This is a genomic window from Halanaerobium salsuginis (assembly GCF_900114545.1).
In the GTDB taxonomy this organism is placed as follows: domain Bacteria; phylum Bacillota; class Halanaerobiia; order Halanaerobiales; family Halanaerobiaceae; genus Halanaerobium; species Halanaerobium salsuginis.
This window is the reverse complement of record NZ_FOTI01000009.1, coordinates 29,802-48,033: the sequence shown is the minus strand read 5'-3', so window position 1 is coordinate 48,033 and position 18,232 is coordinate 29,802. Positions and strand designations below refer to the sequence as shown.

Annotated in this window: 17 protein-coding genes; 7 read left to right on the top strand and 10 right to left on the bottom strand. The window is 32.5% G+C overall.

What is annotated here, in order from left to right; translation table 11 throughout:
* Positions 1 to 3 precede the first annotated feature (3 nt).
* Both BMZ74_RS04695 and BMZ74_RS04690 read right to left on the bottom strand, forming a co-directional pair.
* Positions 4 to 399, bottom strand: coding sequence for a NifB/NifX family molybdenum-iron cluster-binding protein (locus BMZ74_RS04695; RefSeq protein WP_089860497.1), 396 nt, complete (start codon positions 397 to 399; stop codon positions 4 to 6).
* A 46-nt stretch (positions 400 to 445) separates the two neighbouring features.
* Positions 446 to 1,279, bottom strand: a complete 834-nt coding sequence (locus BMZ74_RS04690; protein ID WP_089860494.1) for an Mrp/NBP35 family ATP-binding protein — start codon at positions 1,277 to 1,279, stop codon at positions 446 to 448.
* Positions 1,280 to 1,474: 195 nt separating this feature from the next.
* On the opposite strand from BMZ74_RS04690, the gene mnmH reads away from it, so the two are divergent.
* Positions 1,475 to 2,542: a tRNA 2-selenouridine(34) synthase MnmH gene (gene mnmH, locus BMZ74_RS04685; RefSeq protein WP_089860492.1), complete on the top strand. Its 1,068-nt coding sequence runs from the start codon at positions 1,475 to 1,477 to the stop codon at positions 2,540 to 2,542.
* A gap of 30 nt (positions 2,543 to 2,572) precedes the next feature.
* On the opposite strand, the gene BMZ74_RS04680 is transcribed toward mnmH, so the two are convergent.
* The 3 genes from BMZ74_RS04680 to BMZ74_RS04670 form a co-directional block, all read right to left on the bottom strand.
* Entirely contained in the window at positions 2,573 to 3,253 is a 681-nt protein-coding gene (locus BMZ74_RS04680) for a PHP domain-containing protein (protein WP_089860489.1), read from the bottom strand.
* A 17-nt stretch (positions 3,254 to 3,270) separates the two neighbouring features.
* On the bottom strand, positions 3,271 to 3,771 hold the full coding sequence (locus tag BMZ74_RS04675; protein ID WP_089860485.1) for a nitroreductase family protein: 501 nt from the start codon (positions 3,769 to 3,771) through the stop codon (positions 3,271 to 3,273).
* 138 nt (positions 3,772 to 3,909) lie between these two features.
* Complete coding sequence (locus tag BMZ74_RS04670) at positions 3,910 to 5,385, bottom strand: sodium-dependent transporter (protein WP_089860482.1); 1,476 nt, start codon at positions 5,383 to 5,385, stop codon at positions 3,910 to 3,912.
* Positions 5,386 to 5,796: 411 nt separating this feature from the next.
* Between BMZ74_RS04670 and BMZ74_RS04665 the strand changes: the two genes are divergently transcribed.
* The gene (locus BMZ74_RS04665; RefSeq protein ID WP_089860478.1) at positions 5,797 to 7,125 is read left to right on the top strand and encodes a sodium-dependent transporter; all 1,329 of its coding nucleotides are present in this window, start codon (positions 5,797 to 5,799) and stop codon (positions 7,123 to 7,125) included.
* Between the two features lie 13 nt (positions 7,126 to 7,138).
* Positions 7,139 to 8,302, top strand: a complete 1,164-nt coding sequence (gene rlmD, locus BMZ74_RS04660; RefSeq protein WP_089860475.1) for a 23S rRNA (uracil(1939)-C(5))-methyltransferase RlmD — start codon at positions 7,139 to 7,141, stop codon at positions 8,300 to 8,302.
* Positions 8,303 to 8,446: 144 nt separating this feature from the next.
* Here the strand turns inward: rlmD and BMZ74_RS04655 are convergent, their stop codons facing one another.
* Positions 8,447 to 8,965: a manganese efflux pump MntP gene (locus BMZ74_RS04655; RefSeq protein ID WP_245750817.1), complete on the bottom strand. Its 519-nt coding sequence runs from the start codon at positions 8,963 to 8,965 to the stop codon at positions 8,447 to 8,449.
* Between the two features lie 192 nt (positions 8,966 to 9,157).
* Between BMZ74_RS04655 and BMZ74_RS04650 the strand changes: the two genes are divergently transcribed.
* The 4 genes from BMZ74_RS04650 to BMZ74_RS04635 all read left to right on the top strand — a co-directional run bounded on the left by BMZ74_RS04650 (position 9,158) and on the right by BMZ74_RS04635 (position 12,550).
* Positions 9,158 to 9,565: a HutP family protein gene (locus BMZ74_RS04650; protein WP_089860472.1), complete on the top strand. Its 408-nt coding sequence runs from the start codon at positions 9,158 to 9,160 to the stop codon at positions 9,563 to 9,565.
* A gap of 297 nt (positions 9,566 to 9,862) precedes the next feature.
* Entirely contained in the window at positions 9,863 to 10,840 is a 978-nt protein-coding gene (locus BMZ74_RS04645) for an ABC transporter substrate-binding protein (RefSeq protein WP_089860468.1), read from the top strand.
* 41 nt (positions 10,841 to 10,881) lie between these two features.
* Positions 10,882 to 11,748, top strand: coding sequence for an ABC transporter permease (locus tag BMZ74_RS04640; RefSeq protein ID WP_089860465.1), 867 nt, complete (start codon positions 10,882 to 10,884; stop codon positions 11,746 to 11,748).
* Between the two features lie 4 nt (positions 11,749 to 11,752).
* Complete coding sequence (locus BMZ74_RS04635) at positions 11,753 to 12,550, top strand: ABC transporter ATP-binding protein (RefSeq protein WP_089860462.1); 798 nt, start codon at positions 11,753 to 11,755, stop codon at positions 12,548 to 12,550.
* A 156-nt stretch (positions 12,551 to 12,706) separates the two neighbouring features.
* Here the strand turns inward: BMZ74_RS04635 and BMZ74_RS04630 are convergent, their stop codons facing one another.
* The 4 genes from BMZ74_RS04630 to BMZ74_RS04615 all read right to left on the bottom strand — a co-directional run bounded on the left by BMZ74_RS04630 (position 12,707) and on the right by BMZ74_RS04615 (position 18,156).
* Positions 12,707 to 13,486, bottom strand: coding sequence for a TIM barrel protein (locus BMZ74_RS04630; protein WP_089860459.1), 780 nt, complete (start codon positions 13,484 to 13,486; stop codon positions 12,707 to 12,709).
* 377 nt (positions 13,487 to 13,863) lie between these two features.
* Positions 13,864 to 16,197 (bottom strand): glycosyl hydrolase family 65 domain-containing protein, encoded by a 2,334-nt coding sequence (locus BMZ74_RS04625; RefSeq protein WP_089860456.1) that lies wholly within the window; start codon positions 16,195 to 16,197, stop codon positions 13,864 to 13,866.
* A gap of 25 nt (positions 16,198 to 16,222) precedes the next feature.
* Positions 16,223 to 17,089, bottom strand: a complete 867-nt coding sequence (locus BMZ74_RS04620; protein ID WP_089860452.1) for a carbohydrate ABC transporter permease — start codon at positions 17,087 to 17,089, stop codon at positions 16,223 to 16,225.
* Entirely contained in the window at positions 17,086 to 18,156 is a 1,071-nt protein-coding gene (locus BMZ74_RS04615; protein ID WP_089860449.1) for a carbohydrate ABC transporter permease, read from the bottom strand. Before BMZ74_RS04615 ends, BMZ74_RS04620 begins: the two co-directional genes overlap by 4 nt.
* Positions 18,157 to 18,232 lie beyond the last annotated feature (76 nt).

Genomic DNA, 18,232 nt, shown 5'->3' with positions numbered 1-18,232 from the left:
AATTTAATGGGTATTAGCATGCTGGCAATCATGATCACCATGATGATGCTCGTGATCATCATCTTCAGGATGAGAACAGCTATTAGCATTAGTTTTAAGATCATCATTAAGATAAGCCTCTACTGCTGAAACTGCTTTACCACTTGCTCCACAGACAACCTCAATCTCATTTTGATTAAAAATAGAGATCGCTTTTTGCCCCATGCCAGAAGCAATTATCACATCAGAACCAGCTTCTTTAAGTAGTCGAGGCAGTAAACCTGGTTCATGGCCCGGATTAACCATTTCTTCTTGGTCTACTATTTTATTAGCTTCAACTGCAAAAATAGCAAAGGCAGGTGCATGGCCAAAATGTGCAGAAACATTTTCGCCTTCAACTGGAACCGCAATTTTTTTCATTTTAATCTTCCTCCTCTAATATAATTAAGATAAATTTAGTTAATGCTTACATTTTCAACTGAGCTGCCTGAATAGATTCATCAAAGCCACTATCCTGAGCAACTAATTTTTGGGCAATCTTAATAAATTCACGACTAATTAAAGAATCAGGATCAGCAAAAATAGCTGGCTGACCAGCATCACTGCGCTGTCTTAATTCGGAAATTAAAGGCAGTTGACCAAGCAATTCTGTTTCCATATAATCAGCTAAATACTGGCCACCATTTTCTCCAAAAATATATTCTTTCTGACCGCAATTATTGCACTGATAATAAGCCATATTTTCAACAACTCCCAGCAGATTAAGTTTCATTTTTTCTGCCATTTTACCAATCCTACCAGCTACTTTAGTTGCAGTAACCTGAGGGGTAGTCACTACTAAAATATCAGCATGTGGCACTTTTTGCATAATATTAAGTGGCATATCACCAGTACCAGGGGGTAGATCTAAAAGTAAGTAATCTAAATCGCCCCAACGTACATCTTTAAAAAATTGTTCTAGAGCACCACCCAGCAAGGGAGCACGCCAGATAACCGGACTGTTTTCATCAACAAAAGACCCCATAGAAATACTTTTAATACCTTTAACTTCTGGTGGAATAATTTCTTTTTCATCAACTGCTTTAGGCTTAGTACTGACACCCAAAATTCTTGGAATACTAAAACCTCTCACGTCAGCATCTATAATACCAACTTTATTGCCTAATTCGGCTAGAGCAGTAGCCAAGTTAACTGTTACAGTTGACTTACCAACACCACCCTTACCACTTGCTACAGCAATAATTTTCTTTTTAATTGAGCCATGTTCAAGCTTTATTTTTTTATTTACAACAGAATACATCTTTAATCACCTCATAATATATTGTGGTCATTTGTTCAATTGATCGTATTAACTATACCACTTTTTAAAATCTAATTCAAGTACCTAGTTCAGTAAGTCTCATGACAATCCTTCAATTAACTAAAAGTTATGTTTAATTTTTATCAAATTTAAGATACAATATTTAATAGAATTAAATATAGAGAGGTGAGGTTAATGAGAAAAGAAAGAATAATAACTTATCAGGAAAGTAGAATTTTAAAAGATAGTATTTATATAGATGTCAGAACTAGTGCTGAATATCAAGAAGCAACTATACCAGGTGCAGTTAATATTGAACTGCTTGATAATACTGAAAGAAAAATAATCGGTACAATCTATAAACAAGAAAGTCCAAAAGCTGCCCGCCTCAAAGGTGTGGAAATAGTTTCTCCCAAATTGCCTAAGTTAATTAAAGCTATCAATGAACTCTCACAAAAGAAGAAAAATATAATTCTTTTTTGTGCCAGGGGTGGACTCCGTAGTAAAAGTCTAGCAGAATTTGCTCAGCTGGCTGGTATAGAAGTTTATCTTTTACAAAATGGTTATAAAGATTACCGACATTTTATTATGAATAAATTGGCTAACTACCAATTTGAAGGAGAACTTGCTGTTCTTCACGGTAACACTGGAGTTGGTAAAACCTACATTTTAAAAGAAATGGAAAAATTAGGGGCGAATATTATTGATCTAGAAGCAATTGCTAATCATAGGGGGTCAGTTTTTGGCAGTATTGGACTAAGTCTACCTTATAACCAAAAATATTTTGAATCGTTACTCTGGGAAGAACTGAATGCCAAAGATAGAGGGGAAGGAATTATTTTTATCGAAGCAGAAAGCAAACGAATTGGAAATTCTGTTTTGCCTAAATTTTTTGTTGAAAAAATGAGGTCAAGTATAGATATCTTAATCACAGCCAGTCAAGAAAAAAGAGTTAAAAATATCTACCAAGAATATATTAATGATATTACAACCAATCAAAAAGAATTTCAGCAGCAGATAATTGAATCATTAACTTCTATTAAGAAATATTTAATTAAGTTGGCCGGTAAAAATTATTACAATGAGCTTTTAGTTCAGGCTGAGCATGGTAATTTCTACAATATAATTACTATGCTATTTGAGAATTATTATGATCCAATGTATAATAATTCTCAAAAAAAAATTGCTAATTACCAGCTTGAAATTAATGCAGACAATATCAGTCAGGCAGCAGTTAAAATAGTTAACTATTTTTTATCATAATTTCAAAAAATATATAACTAATTATAAAAATCAAGCATGACTAATTAATTGATAATTGTTTGTTTTTAAGACTTCAATTAGCTGTTTACTGTTTTTAATTTCCTTTTCAGTAGTAATTCCTCCCCGGGCCAGATCTTCCAACTGATGAAAATCAGACCCTGAGACCATCTTTAAACCATTATCTCTGGCAAAGGCTAAAGCCTGCTGATTATGAGAGTCATGCCGGGGATTGCCATTATAAACTTCAAGACCATCTAGCAAATCTATAGCTACAGGTTTCATTCCTCTTCGATAAGGATGAGCCTGAAAAATTAAAACAGGATCTGGCTGTTGATCCACCAATTTTCTTAATTCAGATAAATTCTTTTTATGCAATTCTGGATTTTCTCTTAGAAATTTTTCTGTTAAACCATAAACTAAATATTCATTTTTTTGATTAATAAATCGAATTTCCAATCCTAAAAGAATATTTAAGCCAATTTCCTTTGCTGTCTGACAGGCAGTTCGATACCCCTTTAAATATTTTGCTAATTTTTCTGACCAGCTTTGCTGCCTAAACTTGACAAAAAAGCGTTCATAATAATGATCAGTTAAAACAACAGTGCTATAGCCGGCTTCACTGTACTTTTTAACCAGTTCGTCAGCCGCTACTAAACCGCACCGACTAGTTTCAGCGCTATGGGCATGTAGTTCAGTATTATGATTTTTCACACTTGAGCTCTCCTAATTTACCATTTTTCTTGATGAACAATTTCCTCTCGATAACGATTAGTTTTTCCTTTCTCTTCAGCTGGATAACCAATTGCAATTAATGAAAGAGTCTTAATTCCTTCTGGTAGTTCTAAAAAATTACTAACATCTCTTTCGCGAGGCTGACCTGGATAACCACTCAACCAGACAGCACCTAAATCAAGTGCAACTGCTTCTAAAAGAATATTTTGGGTTGCTGCAGCACAGTCCTGGACCCAGAAGCCATCATATCTCTCCTGAGCAGGGTCACCACAGACAGCTATCGCTAGTGGAGCCTCTTTTAACATCTTAGCATAAGGATGTATTTCAGATAGCTTATCAAGCCGCCCTCTTTCTTTAATTATAATGAAATGCCAGGGCTGTTCATTTCCTGCTGACGGAGCAGCAACTGCTGCTTCAATTAAGCGCTTTATTTTAGCAGTTTCAACTTTTTTGGGATGATATTTGCGAATACTTCTTCTTCTAAAAATTTCTTCCATAACTAATCGACTCCCTTATAAATTAAAAGTTACCTATTTTTAAATATTAGTAAAAAAGCTTTGTCTTCAATAATTATACAATATTTTAAAATAGAAAAAAAGCTATCTCAAGCTTGAGATAGCTTTTTTTAAATTAACCTAAATTCGATTACTACTCTTTTTACCAATAATAATTGCTACCACAAGCAGTAGAACTACTACAAACCAACCAAAAGTAAACAGCTCTCCCTGGGGATAGTTACCGTAGGCAGAACTAACTTCCGAAATAGTGTTCTGAATTAAACCAATCCCAATAAATATAGGTGCTACTATTTTAATCATTGCAGTCCAGCCTGAGCCAACCTGAAGATCAGAACTTTTATTCATATTATCTTTAATTTTGTTCAAATCAAAGACATAACTTAAAACAAACATTTCTACAATACCTACCACAAGTAAACCAAAGATATTAACAAAATGGTCAACGATATCAAGTATTGCTAAACCTCCACTTGTTACAAAAGGAACTCCAAATAAAAATCCTACTACACAAACTAAAGTAACAGCCTGTTTTCTGCTTAAATTAAAATTATCAATTAAAGAAGATACAACTGATTCAATTAATGAAATACTAGATGACAAACCTGCAATAGTTAAAGACAAGAAAAAAGCAAAGCCAAATAACTGCGGTATTCCCGGCAATAAGTTTATTGCTTTAGGAAAAGCAATAAAAGCCAGACCAATTCCAGAAGTTGCTACATCAGCTATTGCTACTCCCTGTTGATTAGCCATATAGCCTAAAATACCAAAAACACCAAAACCAACAATTATACTAAAAACACTATTTGAGAAACCAGCAATTACTCCATTTTTAATTACATCTGACTTCTTAGGTAAATAACTAGAATAAGCTATCATAATACCAAATCCAAGACTTAAAGTATAAAATATTTGACCATAAGCCCCTACCCAGATTTGCCAATCAAGTATTTTAGAAAAATCAGGTGTAATAAAAGCCTTAACTCCTTCCACTGCTCCAGGTAAAGTTAGTCCCCGAAAAACAATTATTAATACCATAATAGCAAGTAAAGGCATAAATATCTTACTGGCCTTTTCTATTCCTTTTTCAACTCCACCTGCTATAATAGAATAATTAATCAGCCAGACAGCTAATAAGGCAAAGAATATTTTCCACTGAATTCCTCCAAGCTGAAAAGCACTGCCAGAAAAGTTTAGAAAATCATTAAAGAAAAAGCCCTCTGGATCAGCAGTCCATCCTAGAGAAAATGATTGAAATACAAATAATAAACTCCAGGCAATAATAACTATATAATAAACTGTAACTACAAAAGCAATTAAGATTGACCACCAGCCAATCCATTCGTACTTTTTGCCTATTTTTCTAAATGAACTGGGTGCTGAATTTCTGGTAAAAAAACCAAACCCCATTTCAAGTAATAACAAAGGAATTCCAGCTGTTAATAGAGCAAAAATATACGGGAATAAAAATGCTCCTCCTCCATTTTCATAAGCCTGATATGAAAAGCGCCAGATATTTCCTAAACCTACTGCTGAACCAATTGTTGCTAAAATAAAACCTAATCTACTTCCCCATTGATCACGTTGTTCTTCCATCGTTTTCCTCCCTCTCTCCTTTTCTACTCACCTAAATACTTTTTTACCTGATGGCTCAGCTAAACTTAACTAAATCTAAACTATATTTCAACTTAAAGTACTAAACTCTCTCCTGCTACTAATACAGCTTAAGCTACTTGATTAAGTTTATTATTACTAAATTACTAGAATAAACAGCTATACTAGTATCCCTGTACTCAACTAATCAGGTTGAATGTATTATAACAAATATCTGCAATAAATTCCAGCTTTTAGTTTAGAAATAAATTTTTTACCTGGCTTTAGCTTGCAATAAAAAAACTCAAAATTAAGCCAAGCAAACCTCCTAAAAATCAACAAGCATTGATGGCCTTAAAGTAATATGATAAAATAGATCAGGTAAGTTTAATAAAAATAGGGAGGAAGTAAATTATGGAGAGAGAAAATTGGACATCACGGCTGGGTTTTATTCTAGCTGCTTCTGGTTCAGCAATCGGACTAGGTAATATTTGGCGCTTTCCTTTTGTAACTGGAACAAATGGCGGCGCAATTTTTATTTTAATCTATTTAGCTGCAATTACTCTGCTTGGCTACCCAATTTTAGTTTCAGAAATGTCTCTAGGAAGAACAACAGCTAAAAATCCAATCGGAGCTTTTAAAAAAATAGCTCCTAATACAGGCTGGCCTTTAGTAGGAGCATTGGGGGTGCTTTCCGGTTTTGTTATTTTAAGTTATTATTCAGTAGTTGCTGGCTGGGGAATGTCCTATATATTTAAATCATTAACTTTTACTGCAAATAATAATTTTCCCCAGCTATTTGAGCAGCATATTGGCAGTCTTGTTCAACCAATCTTCTGGCATGGTGTTTTTATGCTGTTAACTGTAGTAGTAATTGGAGCTGGAATTGTTAATGGTATTCAAAAGTTAGTTAAATATTTAATGCCAATTTTATTTATAATTATTATTTTACTAATCTTTCGATCATTAACTTTAAATGGAGCCGCCAGAGGTTTAAGTTTTTATCTTAAACCTGACTTTTCAGAAATAACATTACAAACTTTTGCTGATGCAATCTCACAGGCCTTCTTCACTCTAAGTCTGGGCATGGGAGCAATGATTACTTATGGTAGTTATTTAAATAAAAAAGAAAGTATTACTGAAAGTGCAGTTTACGTAATTATTTTTGATACTCTGGTTGCTTTACTGGCAGGTTTTGCAATTTTCCCGGCTGTTTTTTCTTTTGGATTTGATCCAGCCTCTGGCCCAGGTCTAACTTTTATAACTTTACCAGCTGTATTTACTAAAATGCCTTTTGGTAACTTTTTTTCTCTAATATTTTTTGTGCTGCTTACTATAGCTGCTTTAACATCATCTATTTCGATGCTTGAAGTTGTAGTTGCTTTCTTAGTTGATGAATATAGCTGGTCACGTAAAAAAGCTTCTTATTTAGTTGGCTTATTAATTTTCTTAGTTGGAATCCCACCTCTACTGGGTTATAGTAAATTAGCTACAATTAATTTTCTTGGAATGAATCTCCTTGACAGCTATGACTGGATAACTAATACTATCTTTTTACCAGCAGGTGGTATTTTAACAGCTATTTTCGTTGGTCATATCTGGGGTAGTAAACAGGCTGCAATTGAAGCAAATCAAAATAGTCGGTTAAAAATCGGGCTGATTTATGAAATTCTTTTAAAATATATAGTTCCTCTAGCTGTACTGGCAATTATGTTAATAAGCATCTGGAAAACTTTATCCTGAAGGAGGATATAATTTGAATAAAAATACTGCACCCTGCGTACATTATCAAAACTGTGGTGGCTGTTCCCAACAAGAAACGCCTTATACTAAACAGCTGGCTGCTAAAGAAACCATGCTGTTAGATATTTTCAAAGAACAAAATTTAGCAATTGATAATTATCAGGGGATTTTAGCAAGCCCTGATATTTTTGGCTATCGAAATAATATGGAGTTTAGTTTTGGTGATTTAAAAAAAGATGGGGAATTGCAGCTTGGCATGCATCCCCGTGGCAAAAGATTTGATGTAATCACAGTTGATAACTGCTTATTAGTAGACCAAGATTTTAGAGATATTTTAACTACTATATTAAATTATTGCCGTAAACACGATTTTAAAAAATATCACATTAAAAGAAGAACTGGATTTTTAAGAAACTTAATTATTCGTAAAGGAATTAATACAGGAGAAGTAATTGCTAATTTAATAACTACCAGTCAAAATCAGCATGATTTTTCTCAGCTTTCAGAAAAACTTAACAACTTAAATCTAAAAGGAAAATTAGTTGGATTTGTGCAAACTATTAATGATGGTTATTCTGATCAGGTAAATTGTGATAAACTAAAAATATATTCAGGTAGAAATTATTTTTATGAAAAACTACTAGATAAAAAATTTAAAGTTAATTCGCTCTCCTTTTTTCAGACAAATACCAAAGGAGCAGAAATTCTCTATCAATCTGCTGCTAAATATATTAATAGCCAATCTGAAAAAATAATTTATGATCTTTACTGTGGGGCAGGTACTATTTCACAAACAATAGCTGAACATGCAAAAGCAATTTATGGAATAGAAATTGATAAACAGGCTGTTCAACAGGCAGTTGAAAATGCCAGTTTAAATCAAATTAAAAATGCCACTTACTTAGCTGGTGATGTTTTAACTGAAATCGATAAACTTGAAGAAAAAGCTGATCTAATCATTCTTGATCCACCGCGGCCAGGAATTAATCCAAAAGCATTAAATAAGATTGCTGCTTTTGGAAGTAAAGAGATTATCTATATTTCCTGCAATCCTAAAAGTCTAGCTCGTGATTTAGTAGAATTTAAACTTCATAACTATCAGCTGCAGAAATTTAAAGCAATTGATATGTTCCCTCATACTAAACATTTAGAAGTAGTTTCTTTACTAAGTAAATAAGTCAGTAAATAAAACTAAATAAGCTGTTCAGTTAAAAAAGCTTATTTTATATTTAGATAATTAAACAGACCAGCATTAAAATGCTGGTCTGTTCCTTTAAAAAATATTAAATTTAAGTTTAATTTTATTTTGATAAAATCTAGACTAAGAAAAGAAAATATTAAGTCCAATTAAAATTAAAATTATTCCTCCTAGATAATCCGCATATTTCTCTACCAGAGAAAATCTTTTTATATATTCAACCAATTTAAATGCTATAGCTGTAATTAATGCAGCAATTAAACCAATTACCACAGCATCCTTAAAAATAAAAATATAATTCCATTTAAATAATAAAGAAAAGCCGACTCCTAAAGCATCAATACTAACACTTATCCCTAGAATAACTACTGTCCAGTTATTTAATTGACGATAAATACATTCCTCACCATTTTTATAACCTTCTTTAACTAGAAACATACCTAATAAAAAAATCACTGTACCACTAAAATAATTAGAAATAGCAAAAAGATTATAGTTTATATAATTACCAATTAAACCACCCAGTAAAGCAAAAACAAATTGAAAAATACCAAAAGAAAGAATAACTTTAAACTTATCCCATAAATCAGTTTTGGTGCCACATCCGATTGCCATTGTAACTCCTGCAGCGTCAAGAGCCAATGCCAGTGCAACTAAAATAATATTAATTCAAATCATCTCCAGACAAAAAACAAAGCTTAACTATTAACTAATATTATTTATTATAAAATAATCTTATCAGCAATGCAAGTTGGCAGTCTAGCTCAATTAACATTTATTTTGCGATAAAATTTTGTTATAATTAAATTATAAATTCCAGAGGAGGAATAAATAATGAAACATAATAGCCTTGAAACTGCTAAAGCTGCTATTAAGATGTCAATTTCAACTAGAAGTGAAGAGAAAAAATTAAAAAAAGAATTTGCAGCTGATAATATAAATACTGCTGCTGTTGATTTTGGTGGTGAATTCAATAAATCAATTCCAGAAATCATCGAAAGGGCTGTTATAGCTGCTAAACGGGAGAATATCATTGATGAATCTCATGTAGCTCAAGGTGCTGTTGCAGGTGCTGCTCATGATGCAATAGCTCAAATCATGCCGCGAACTATGGGATTAAATGTCGGGGGTAAAATAGGAATTGCCCGCAGTGGTGAACATATGGTTGTAGCCGTCTTCTTCGGAGTTGGTATGTTTAATTTAAATGAAGTTACTGTTGGGCTAAGTCATCGTTCTTTATAACTAAACTAAGTTGACAAAAGCAGATCACTAATAGTATAATAAAGAAAATTAAATAACTGGTAGCATGGTAATACGGTAGGAGAAACAAGTAGGGAAAGCTTTAGTTATTTTTAGTTATCTGATATTTTAATTATAAAATCTATTACCCTCTGATTTATAAATTTGCTTATAATTAGCTGTTAAAATTTTGCAAGGGGGTTTTCTAACTAAAAATAACTATATTGGCTAAAACAAATCTAACACTCCACCAGGAGTGTTTTTTTATTCCCCACTACCAGTTAGAAAGGGGACTATAAAATGAAAAAAACATCATTTAGTTTAGTATTTTTAGTTTTAAGTTTAATTATTATTTCTACTTTAACAGCAGGAGCAGCAGACTATAAAATAGGTATTTCTCAATTTGTGGAACATCCTGCTCTTGATTCAGCTAGAGAAGGGTTTATTGATGGACTGGCGGAAGCTGGTTATAGTAAGGATCAGATAGAGTATGTTATTCAAAATGCTCAGGCAGATTTTGCTACTGCTCAATCGATAGCTCAAAAGTTTAGGAATGATAATCTTGATCTAGTTTTAACTATTGCAACACCTAATTCTCAGGCTACAGCAAATGTAATTAAAGATACTCCCGTTCTTTTTACTGCTGTAACAGATCCTGTTAAATCTGGATTATTGACCAATCTAGAAAATCCGGGTGGCAACTTAACTGGTACTACTGATATGAATCCAGTTGCCAGACAGATCGAACTTATAAAGGAATTTATTCCCAATTTAACTGATCTTGGTATGCTTTATAATCCTGGTGAAGTTAACTCGGTAGTTCAAATTGATATTGTAAAAAAAGTAGCGAAAAAAATGAAAATTGAAGTTCATGAAGCTACAGTTAGTAATACTAGTGAAGTTAGTCTAGCAGCCTCTTCTTTAATGGGGAAAGTTGATGCTATTTATGTACCAACAGATAATATTATAGTTTCTGCCCTGCCTTCTGTCTTAAATATTACTAATCAAAATAAAGTGCCTGTTTTTGCTTCTGAAAATGGTCAAGTAAAACAAGGCTCAATAGCTACTCTTGGTATTGATTATTATCTACTTGGTAAACAAACAGGTAAAATGGCAGCTGAAATTTTAGTAGGTGCTGATCCAGCTAAAATGGCAGTTCAATCTTCCGATGAATTAAAATTATATCTTAATAAAAAAGCTGCTCAAAATTTAGGTCTTAAAATACCTGATGCTGTTTTAAATAGAGCTGACGTTATTTATGATGAAATTAGTCAATAATTAAAATTAAATTTTTATTCTAGAAATGGTGTGAGATGTATATGAATTTAAGTTTTGCAATTACTTCTTTAGAGCAGGGCCTTGCTTTTGGAGTGATGGCCCTGGGAGTTTTTATATCTTTTCGAATTCTTGATTTTGCAGATTTAAGTGTAGATGGAACTCTGCCGCTTGGCGCTGCTGTTTCGGCCCGACTATTAACAGCAGGAATTAATCCTTTTTACTCTCTAATTGCTGCTTTATTGGCAGGAGGAATTGCTGGAGCAATTACTGGATTTTTAAATACTAAATTAAAAATTGCTCCTCTCTTAGCAGGAATCCTAACTATGACCTCTCTCTATTCAATAAATTTAAGGATTATGGGAAGGCCTAATATTCCACTGATAGGAAAATCGACAATTTTTTCTTTGATCGAAAAACTTGGTCTGCCTTATCCCTGGAATCACTTAATATTATTAATTCTAATTATAATTATCGTGAAATTTTTACTAGATGCATTTTTAAATACCCAGATTGGTTTTGCTTTAAGAGCAACAGGAGATAATCCCCAGATGATTAGAAGTATGGGAATTAGTACTAATTCCATGAAAATGCTCGGGCTTATCTTGTCTAACGCATTAGTTGCTCTTTCTGGTGCTATGGTTGCTCAGTACCAGGGCTTTTCTGATGTCAATATGGGAGTTGGAACAATCGTTGCTGGACTGGCTTCAGTTATTATTGGTGAGGTTATTATTGGTAAAAGTTCAATTATGATAGCTACAATAGGTGTAGTTGTTGGCTCTATTCTTTATCGCTTTAGCATATCTATTGCTTTAAATTTGGGTCTAGCAGCTTCCGATTTGAAATTATTAACTGCTCTTTTAGTAATAATTTTCTTATCAACACCACGGATTAAGAAAGCATTGAGGTGAAAAAATGCTGAAATTAAAAGATTTAGAAAAAATATTTTATAAAAATACTCCAAATGAAAATATTGCTTTAAATAAAGTTAACTTAAATGTAAAAAAAGGAGACTTTATTACTATTGTAGGCAGTAATGGAGCTGGAAAATCAACATTATTAAATTCAATTGCTGGTGTATTTCCTGTTGAAAGCGGAACAATTATCCTTGACAAAGAAGATATTACTGGCAAAAGTGAATATCGATGTGCACAAAAAATTGGACGTGTTTTTCAAAATCCTCTGGCTGGAACTTCTCCTGAAATGACAATTGAAGAGAATCTCTCTCTAGCTATTTCAAAATCAAATAATCTCTCTTTAAAATGGGGATTAAGCAAGCATAAACGTAAAGTAATGAAAAAACACCTTGCTAAAATTGATTTAGGTCTAGAAGAAAGACTAACAACTAAAGTTAAATTACTTTCTGGTGGTCAGAGGCAGGCACTAACTCTTTTAATGGCAACTGTTGCTAACCCAAGACTTCTTCTGCTTGACGAACATACAGCAGCTCTTGATCCAGCAACTGCAATTAAAATAAAAAATCTAACTGCTGAACTTGTCAATGAAAACAATATAACTACTCTAATGATAACTCATAATATGGAAGATGCAATTAAAATGGGAAATCGACTAATTATGATGGATGCTGGTCAGATAATATATGACATTAAAGCAGAAGAAAAAGAAAATTTAAGCATTGAAAAACTTTTAAAAATGTTTGAAATTAAACATGGTGGTAAATTTAATAATGATCGGATGCTGCTTTCAGTTTAAAGTAATTTATTAAATTTAATGCAATATATATTAACTAAATAATAGCTAATCTATTCTTAAAATAGCCCCTGATCAAGGGCTATTTTTTAGTATAAATTTAGAATATAAAATTAATTATTTTTAGTTTTAATAATTTTATTTAATTATATAATTGAATTATAAATCAATTAGATCAGCTGCTACCTTTTCTGCTGCAGCTAATGGAAACAATTCAAAGCCAGCTATTCCCTGATAATTAAGCTGACGTAATTTTTTGAAAATCTGCTGATAGTTAATCTCACCTGTTCCAGGTTCATTTCTACCTGGAGAATCAGCTATATGAATATAGTCAATTACATCAAAATAATTTTCAATATTATTTAACAAATTACCTTCCATTAACTGCATATGATAAATATCGTATAATATTTTTAAGTAGGGAGATTTTACAGCCCTGACCAGGGCAGCTGCATCAGCTGTTGAATTAAGAAAATTACCCTGATGATCTTGAATTGTGTTTAAAGCCTCTAAAACCAGAGTAATCTCATATTTTTCAGCTAATTTAACTGCTTCGATTAAAGTTTGATAACTGTTAATATATTTAACACTTTTTGATAGTTCAATATAATCAATTAGAACTTTACCATCTTCTCCTAAAGCATTAGAATGAATAATTAAATAGTCAGCTTCTAAAAATTTAGCTTTTATAAGTGATTTTTCTAAAAAATCTAGATATAAATTTCTTTCCTCAGCAGCTAGCAGAGAATAATCCTGATCACCAGAAAACCCTGCAATTTTTAAACTATTATTTTGACAAGTCTCTTTAATTTGACTAAGGTCTTTATTCTGCCACCCCCAAAACTCTACGTAATCAAATCCTGCTTTTTTAGCTAAAAGAAATCTTTCCGGCAAAGAATAATCAGTAAAAATTGTTTCAAGACAAAGTGATTTTTTCATTTTATCAGCTCCTTTTAATAATTTAAAAATAATAAAATTTAATTCCCAGCTATCTTAAGTGAAGTTATACTATTAAAAAAATGAGACTGAGAAAAACCCTCTAAATTTAAATAAAGGTTTTCCTCAGTCCCACAAAATGGTTCAAAGGTCCGTCCACTTAAAATTTCTTGTACCTGGTCAGCTTCAGAAGTTTTACTTCCTTCCCCCGTTGGTAACTAAACTAGTTTTTCTTTTAAGCTTCATCCGATTTATTATTTTATTGAAACTCATTATACTTCAGATTAGAGTAATTGTCAAATGTTTTTAAATTTTTTGATTTTTTAAACTTGAATAAGGAAATAAAGCGTTTCAACTTTATTTCGGCTATTTGCAAGTTATTATAATTTTATCTGCAGCTGACTGTCTGGTTCCAAAATATATTCCCTGGCTAAAACTTTAACTTTTATTTCTACTGGCTTTTCAGTTTGCATATCTAATAATTTTATCTTTAATTTAGCTGGAGTTAAATTAATCTGCAAAATTGCTGACCGATAATTAAGCTTATATTCTAATTCTTCCCACTCTTCAACTAGCGCAGGATTAAATTCAAGTCCAGATTTTGTCAGTTTAAAACCACTAAACCCATTAATAATTAACTGCCAGATTCCACCAGCTGCTGCAGTATGAATACCACCAATGAAGGTTCCACCACTCACAGCCTTATTAGTACTCATTAAATCAATAAAAGCTGATTTTTTAAAATATTGATATGCTAGTTCTGATCTGCCAATTCTAGCTGCTATTATTCCATATTGAGAAGGACTTAAAGATGAACCATGTTGGGTTCTAGGCTCATAATAATCATAGTTTGCTGCAAGTATATCCTGATTAAAAATATCATGTAAAGTAAACAGCTGAATTACATCTGCCTGTTTGATTACCTGAGTAAAAACAGCAATTCCATTCGGCCAACCCCAGTACTCCTGATTATTAATTAATCGTTTTTTAATCACTTCTGCTGTTGTATCTTCTAGTTCAAAATAACCATCAAATTGCTCTAATAAATTAGCTTGATTTGGTTCTGGCAAATAAAATTTTTCAGCAATTCTCTGCCAGGCTGTAATTTCTGTTTCAGTTAACTCAATAGAACTTTTTATTCTTGCTAATTCTTCTGGATATTTATTAAGCAACAAATGATAAAAATAAATTGCTTTTTTTAACACAAACTGACTTTGATAATTTGTAAACACATTATTATCAATATTCTCATGGTATTCATCTGGACCGAGCAATCGAATTAATTCATAATAATCCTGACGATCATTATAATGTACTCGCGAATGAATAAAACGAGCTATTTCAAATAACATTTCAGCCCCATAGTTAAAAATAAAATCTAGATCATCAGTTACCTGATAATATTTCCAAATTGTATAGCCAATATCAGGTGAAACATGGATCTGCCAATCATTAAAATGATTTCTAATTTTACGACCACTAATCATATCTTTAAAGAAAAAATCTGGACATAACTCCTGACCTGTTTTTCCACTAATCCAGGCATAAAAAGCTCCTGCAAAACCAAGATCTTGGGCCTTTTTTCTTGCTCCATCCAGTGTATGATAACGATACTTGAGGATATTTTTAGCAATTTCTGGTTTAGTAAATAAAAACATTGGTAAATTAAAAATTTCCTGATCCCAAAAAGCTGATCCCTGATAAGCTTGACAGGAAAGCCCTCTTGCTCCAATTGGAAGATACTCACTATGAGCAGGGGTTGCAATAATATTGTGATAGAGATTAAATCTAATAGCTAATTGGTCAAGCAAATTACCTTTTATTTTTATATCCATTACTGCCCACTTTACATCCCAACATTGTTGATGTTCGATTAAAAGCTGCTTATATTCTTTTTCTCTGGCCTGAACAGCAGTTTTTATAGCTGCTGCTAAAGGGTCAGTAAGGTCATTACTGGAATAAACAACCATATTTCTCTCAAATTTACAGCTATTATTTTCTGGTTGAATAGTTAATTCCAGATAGATAGATTTAGCCCTTGAAATAATTCTCATATTTTTAACTAGACCTTGTTTGAAATTAAAAGACATAGCTGTAACTAAATCAATTTTACTTTCTACTGTTGTTCCCTGCAGATATAAAACTGCCTGTTCTGTCTCATAATCATTCTTTAGATTAGTCAGATGCTCTCCATTTAAATCCCAGACATCTCCTTCAATACCCAGACGTATTTTTAATAATTTATCTTGATTTAAATTATTAAGCTGATATTTATTAGCAATTAAATGTAAATTACTATAAGAAGCAAATCGTTCTGATTCAACTTCTAACTTATCTGCAGAAGATCTATTTATTACATTTTTCAATTTAGAATTACGCTTAAAAATACCATATTGATAATTAAAACTAAGATTCGTATTAAGATTTTTAACCGGCGAAAAATCTAAACTTTGATCAGCTAAAAGAAGCTCAGTTGCCAACCCATTAGGAGCATTAGAAAGTTCTCTCCATTTACCATCAGCCATATCATAAGTGTCACTAACTATACAAGCTTGATACTCTTCTTTTCCCCATTCAGGCAGTGTACCACGATAGCCTAAATAGCCATTTCCACAGAGTAAATTACTTCCATAATGAATAAGCTGTTCCGGGTCAAATTTAGTTATTTTTAACTGCCAGCCATCAACTATCTCAAAAAACTGATCGGCGTTCATCTTAAAAAATTTCCTCCCCTAATATTTACCCCTTTACTGCACCAGCTGTTAAACCCGCTACAATACGTTTCTGGAAGATTAAGACAAGGATTACTATGGGAATTGTTACTACAACAGCAGCAGCCATTATTTCTCCAAAAGGTTCCTGACGGGCAAATTCTCCAGAAAAATATTGAATAGCAACTGGGACAGTGCGGGCACTAACATCAATTGAAGTAAAAGTAAGTGCAAATAAATATTCATTCCAGGCCTGAATAAAAGCTAAAAGACCAGTAGTTACTAGAGCTGGAGCGGTTAAAGGAAGCAATATCAAATAAAATGTTTGAAAGGGAGTTGCTCCATCTACCTGGGCAGATTGCATTATTTCTTTTGGCAAATCCTTGAAAAAAGAAGTTAAAACCCAAGTTGTAAAGGGTAAAGTAAAAAGCATATAAGTAAATATCATACTAAAACGAGCACTTAAATTAAGTGCATTGATAACTGCATATAAGCCAGATAATACTGTTACTTGTGGAAACATAGTCATTGCTAAAATAACATAAAGTGAAGGTGCTTTTCCTCGAAAACGTAATTTACCCAGAGCAAAAGCTGCAAAAGAGCCAACCAACAATGATAAAATGGTAGTCGAAGTTGCTACAATTGTACTATTAAATAAGCCACGTAAAAACTGACCATTTTTAAAGATGGCAAAATAATTTCTAGTAAAAAATGATATATTACCTGTATCAGGATCACGAGGCAATAAAGTAGCTGGAGTCATAGCCAATTGAGCCTGAGACTTCAAAGAAGAATTGACAGCCCAATAGAATGGAAATAGTAAATAGACAACTATTACTGCCAGCACAAAATAAAATAGTATCTTTTTAATAATTTTTTGCTGTTCTCTGCTCATTCTGTATCAACTCCTAATGATTTCATATAAATAATTGCAAAAATAAAAATTAAAATAAAGATTATAACCCCAATTGCAGATGCCATACCCATTTCTCGAGCTGAAATAAGCTGAAAATAATTAAAACTAGCCATGGAATATCTTTTCTGAGCAAGCATAACCTGAAAAACATCAAACACTCTTAGTGAATCAAGTGTACGGAAGATAAGCGCTACTGCAACTGATGGTTTCAGTAGAGGTAAGGTAATTGTTAAAAATTGTCTGATTTTACTTGCCCCATCCACTTCTGCTGCTTCATATAATTCATTCGGAATTAGCTGTAAGCCTGCTAAAAGCAAAAGTGCCATAAACGGAGTTGTTTTCCAAACATCAACTGCTATGATCGCCGGCATTTGCAGAGTAGGATTAGTTAAAAAGGAAAAATTACCACTTCCCAGGCCAGCTTTATTCAAAAGCATATTAAATAAGCCTGCTCTAGTTGGTTGAAACATCCACTCCCACATTTTAGCTGAAACAACAGTAATTACAGCCCATGGAACCAGCATTACAGCTCTCATTACTCCTCTACCTTTAAATTCACTATTAACAACTAAAGCCACTCCAAGTCCTAAAATTGTTTCTAGTAAAACAGAAAACACTGTGAAGATAATTGTATTAATCACAGCTCGAATAAAATCAGGAGTTATCGCGCCAATTACATATTTATGTCCTGCTAATTTAAAATTATATACCGGTCGATATAAATTAGGCCGCCGTGGTAAAACCCGAATTGGGTGTTCAAATACTGGCTGACCTGTTTCTTCATCAATTTTTTGTTGTCCTGTTTGTTCATCAATTACAGGTGGTAGTTCTTTTATTGTCATTTTTAATAATCTTTGATAGTTTGCCAGGCCCACAAATTCTGTAGTACCTGTTCCAGCAAAAGTTCTATTAGTAAAACTAGTATAAAATACCTGACCTAGTGGATAAAGAGCAATGACTAATAAAATAATAAATGTTGGAATTAATAATTTTAAAGCAAGTTTTTCTTCTGATTTAGCTAATTTTGACATTTTTTGCTTTGCCATTACCTAAACCTCCTCTATTTGATAAATTAGAGAAGGACCAGAACGGTCCTTCTCTCTTTCTAAGCATTGTTAAATA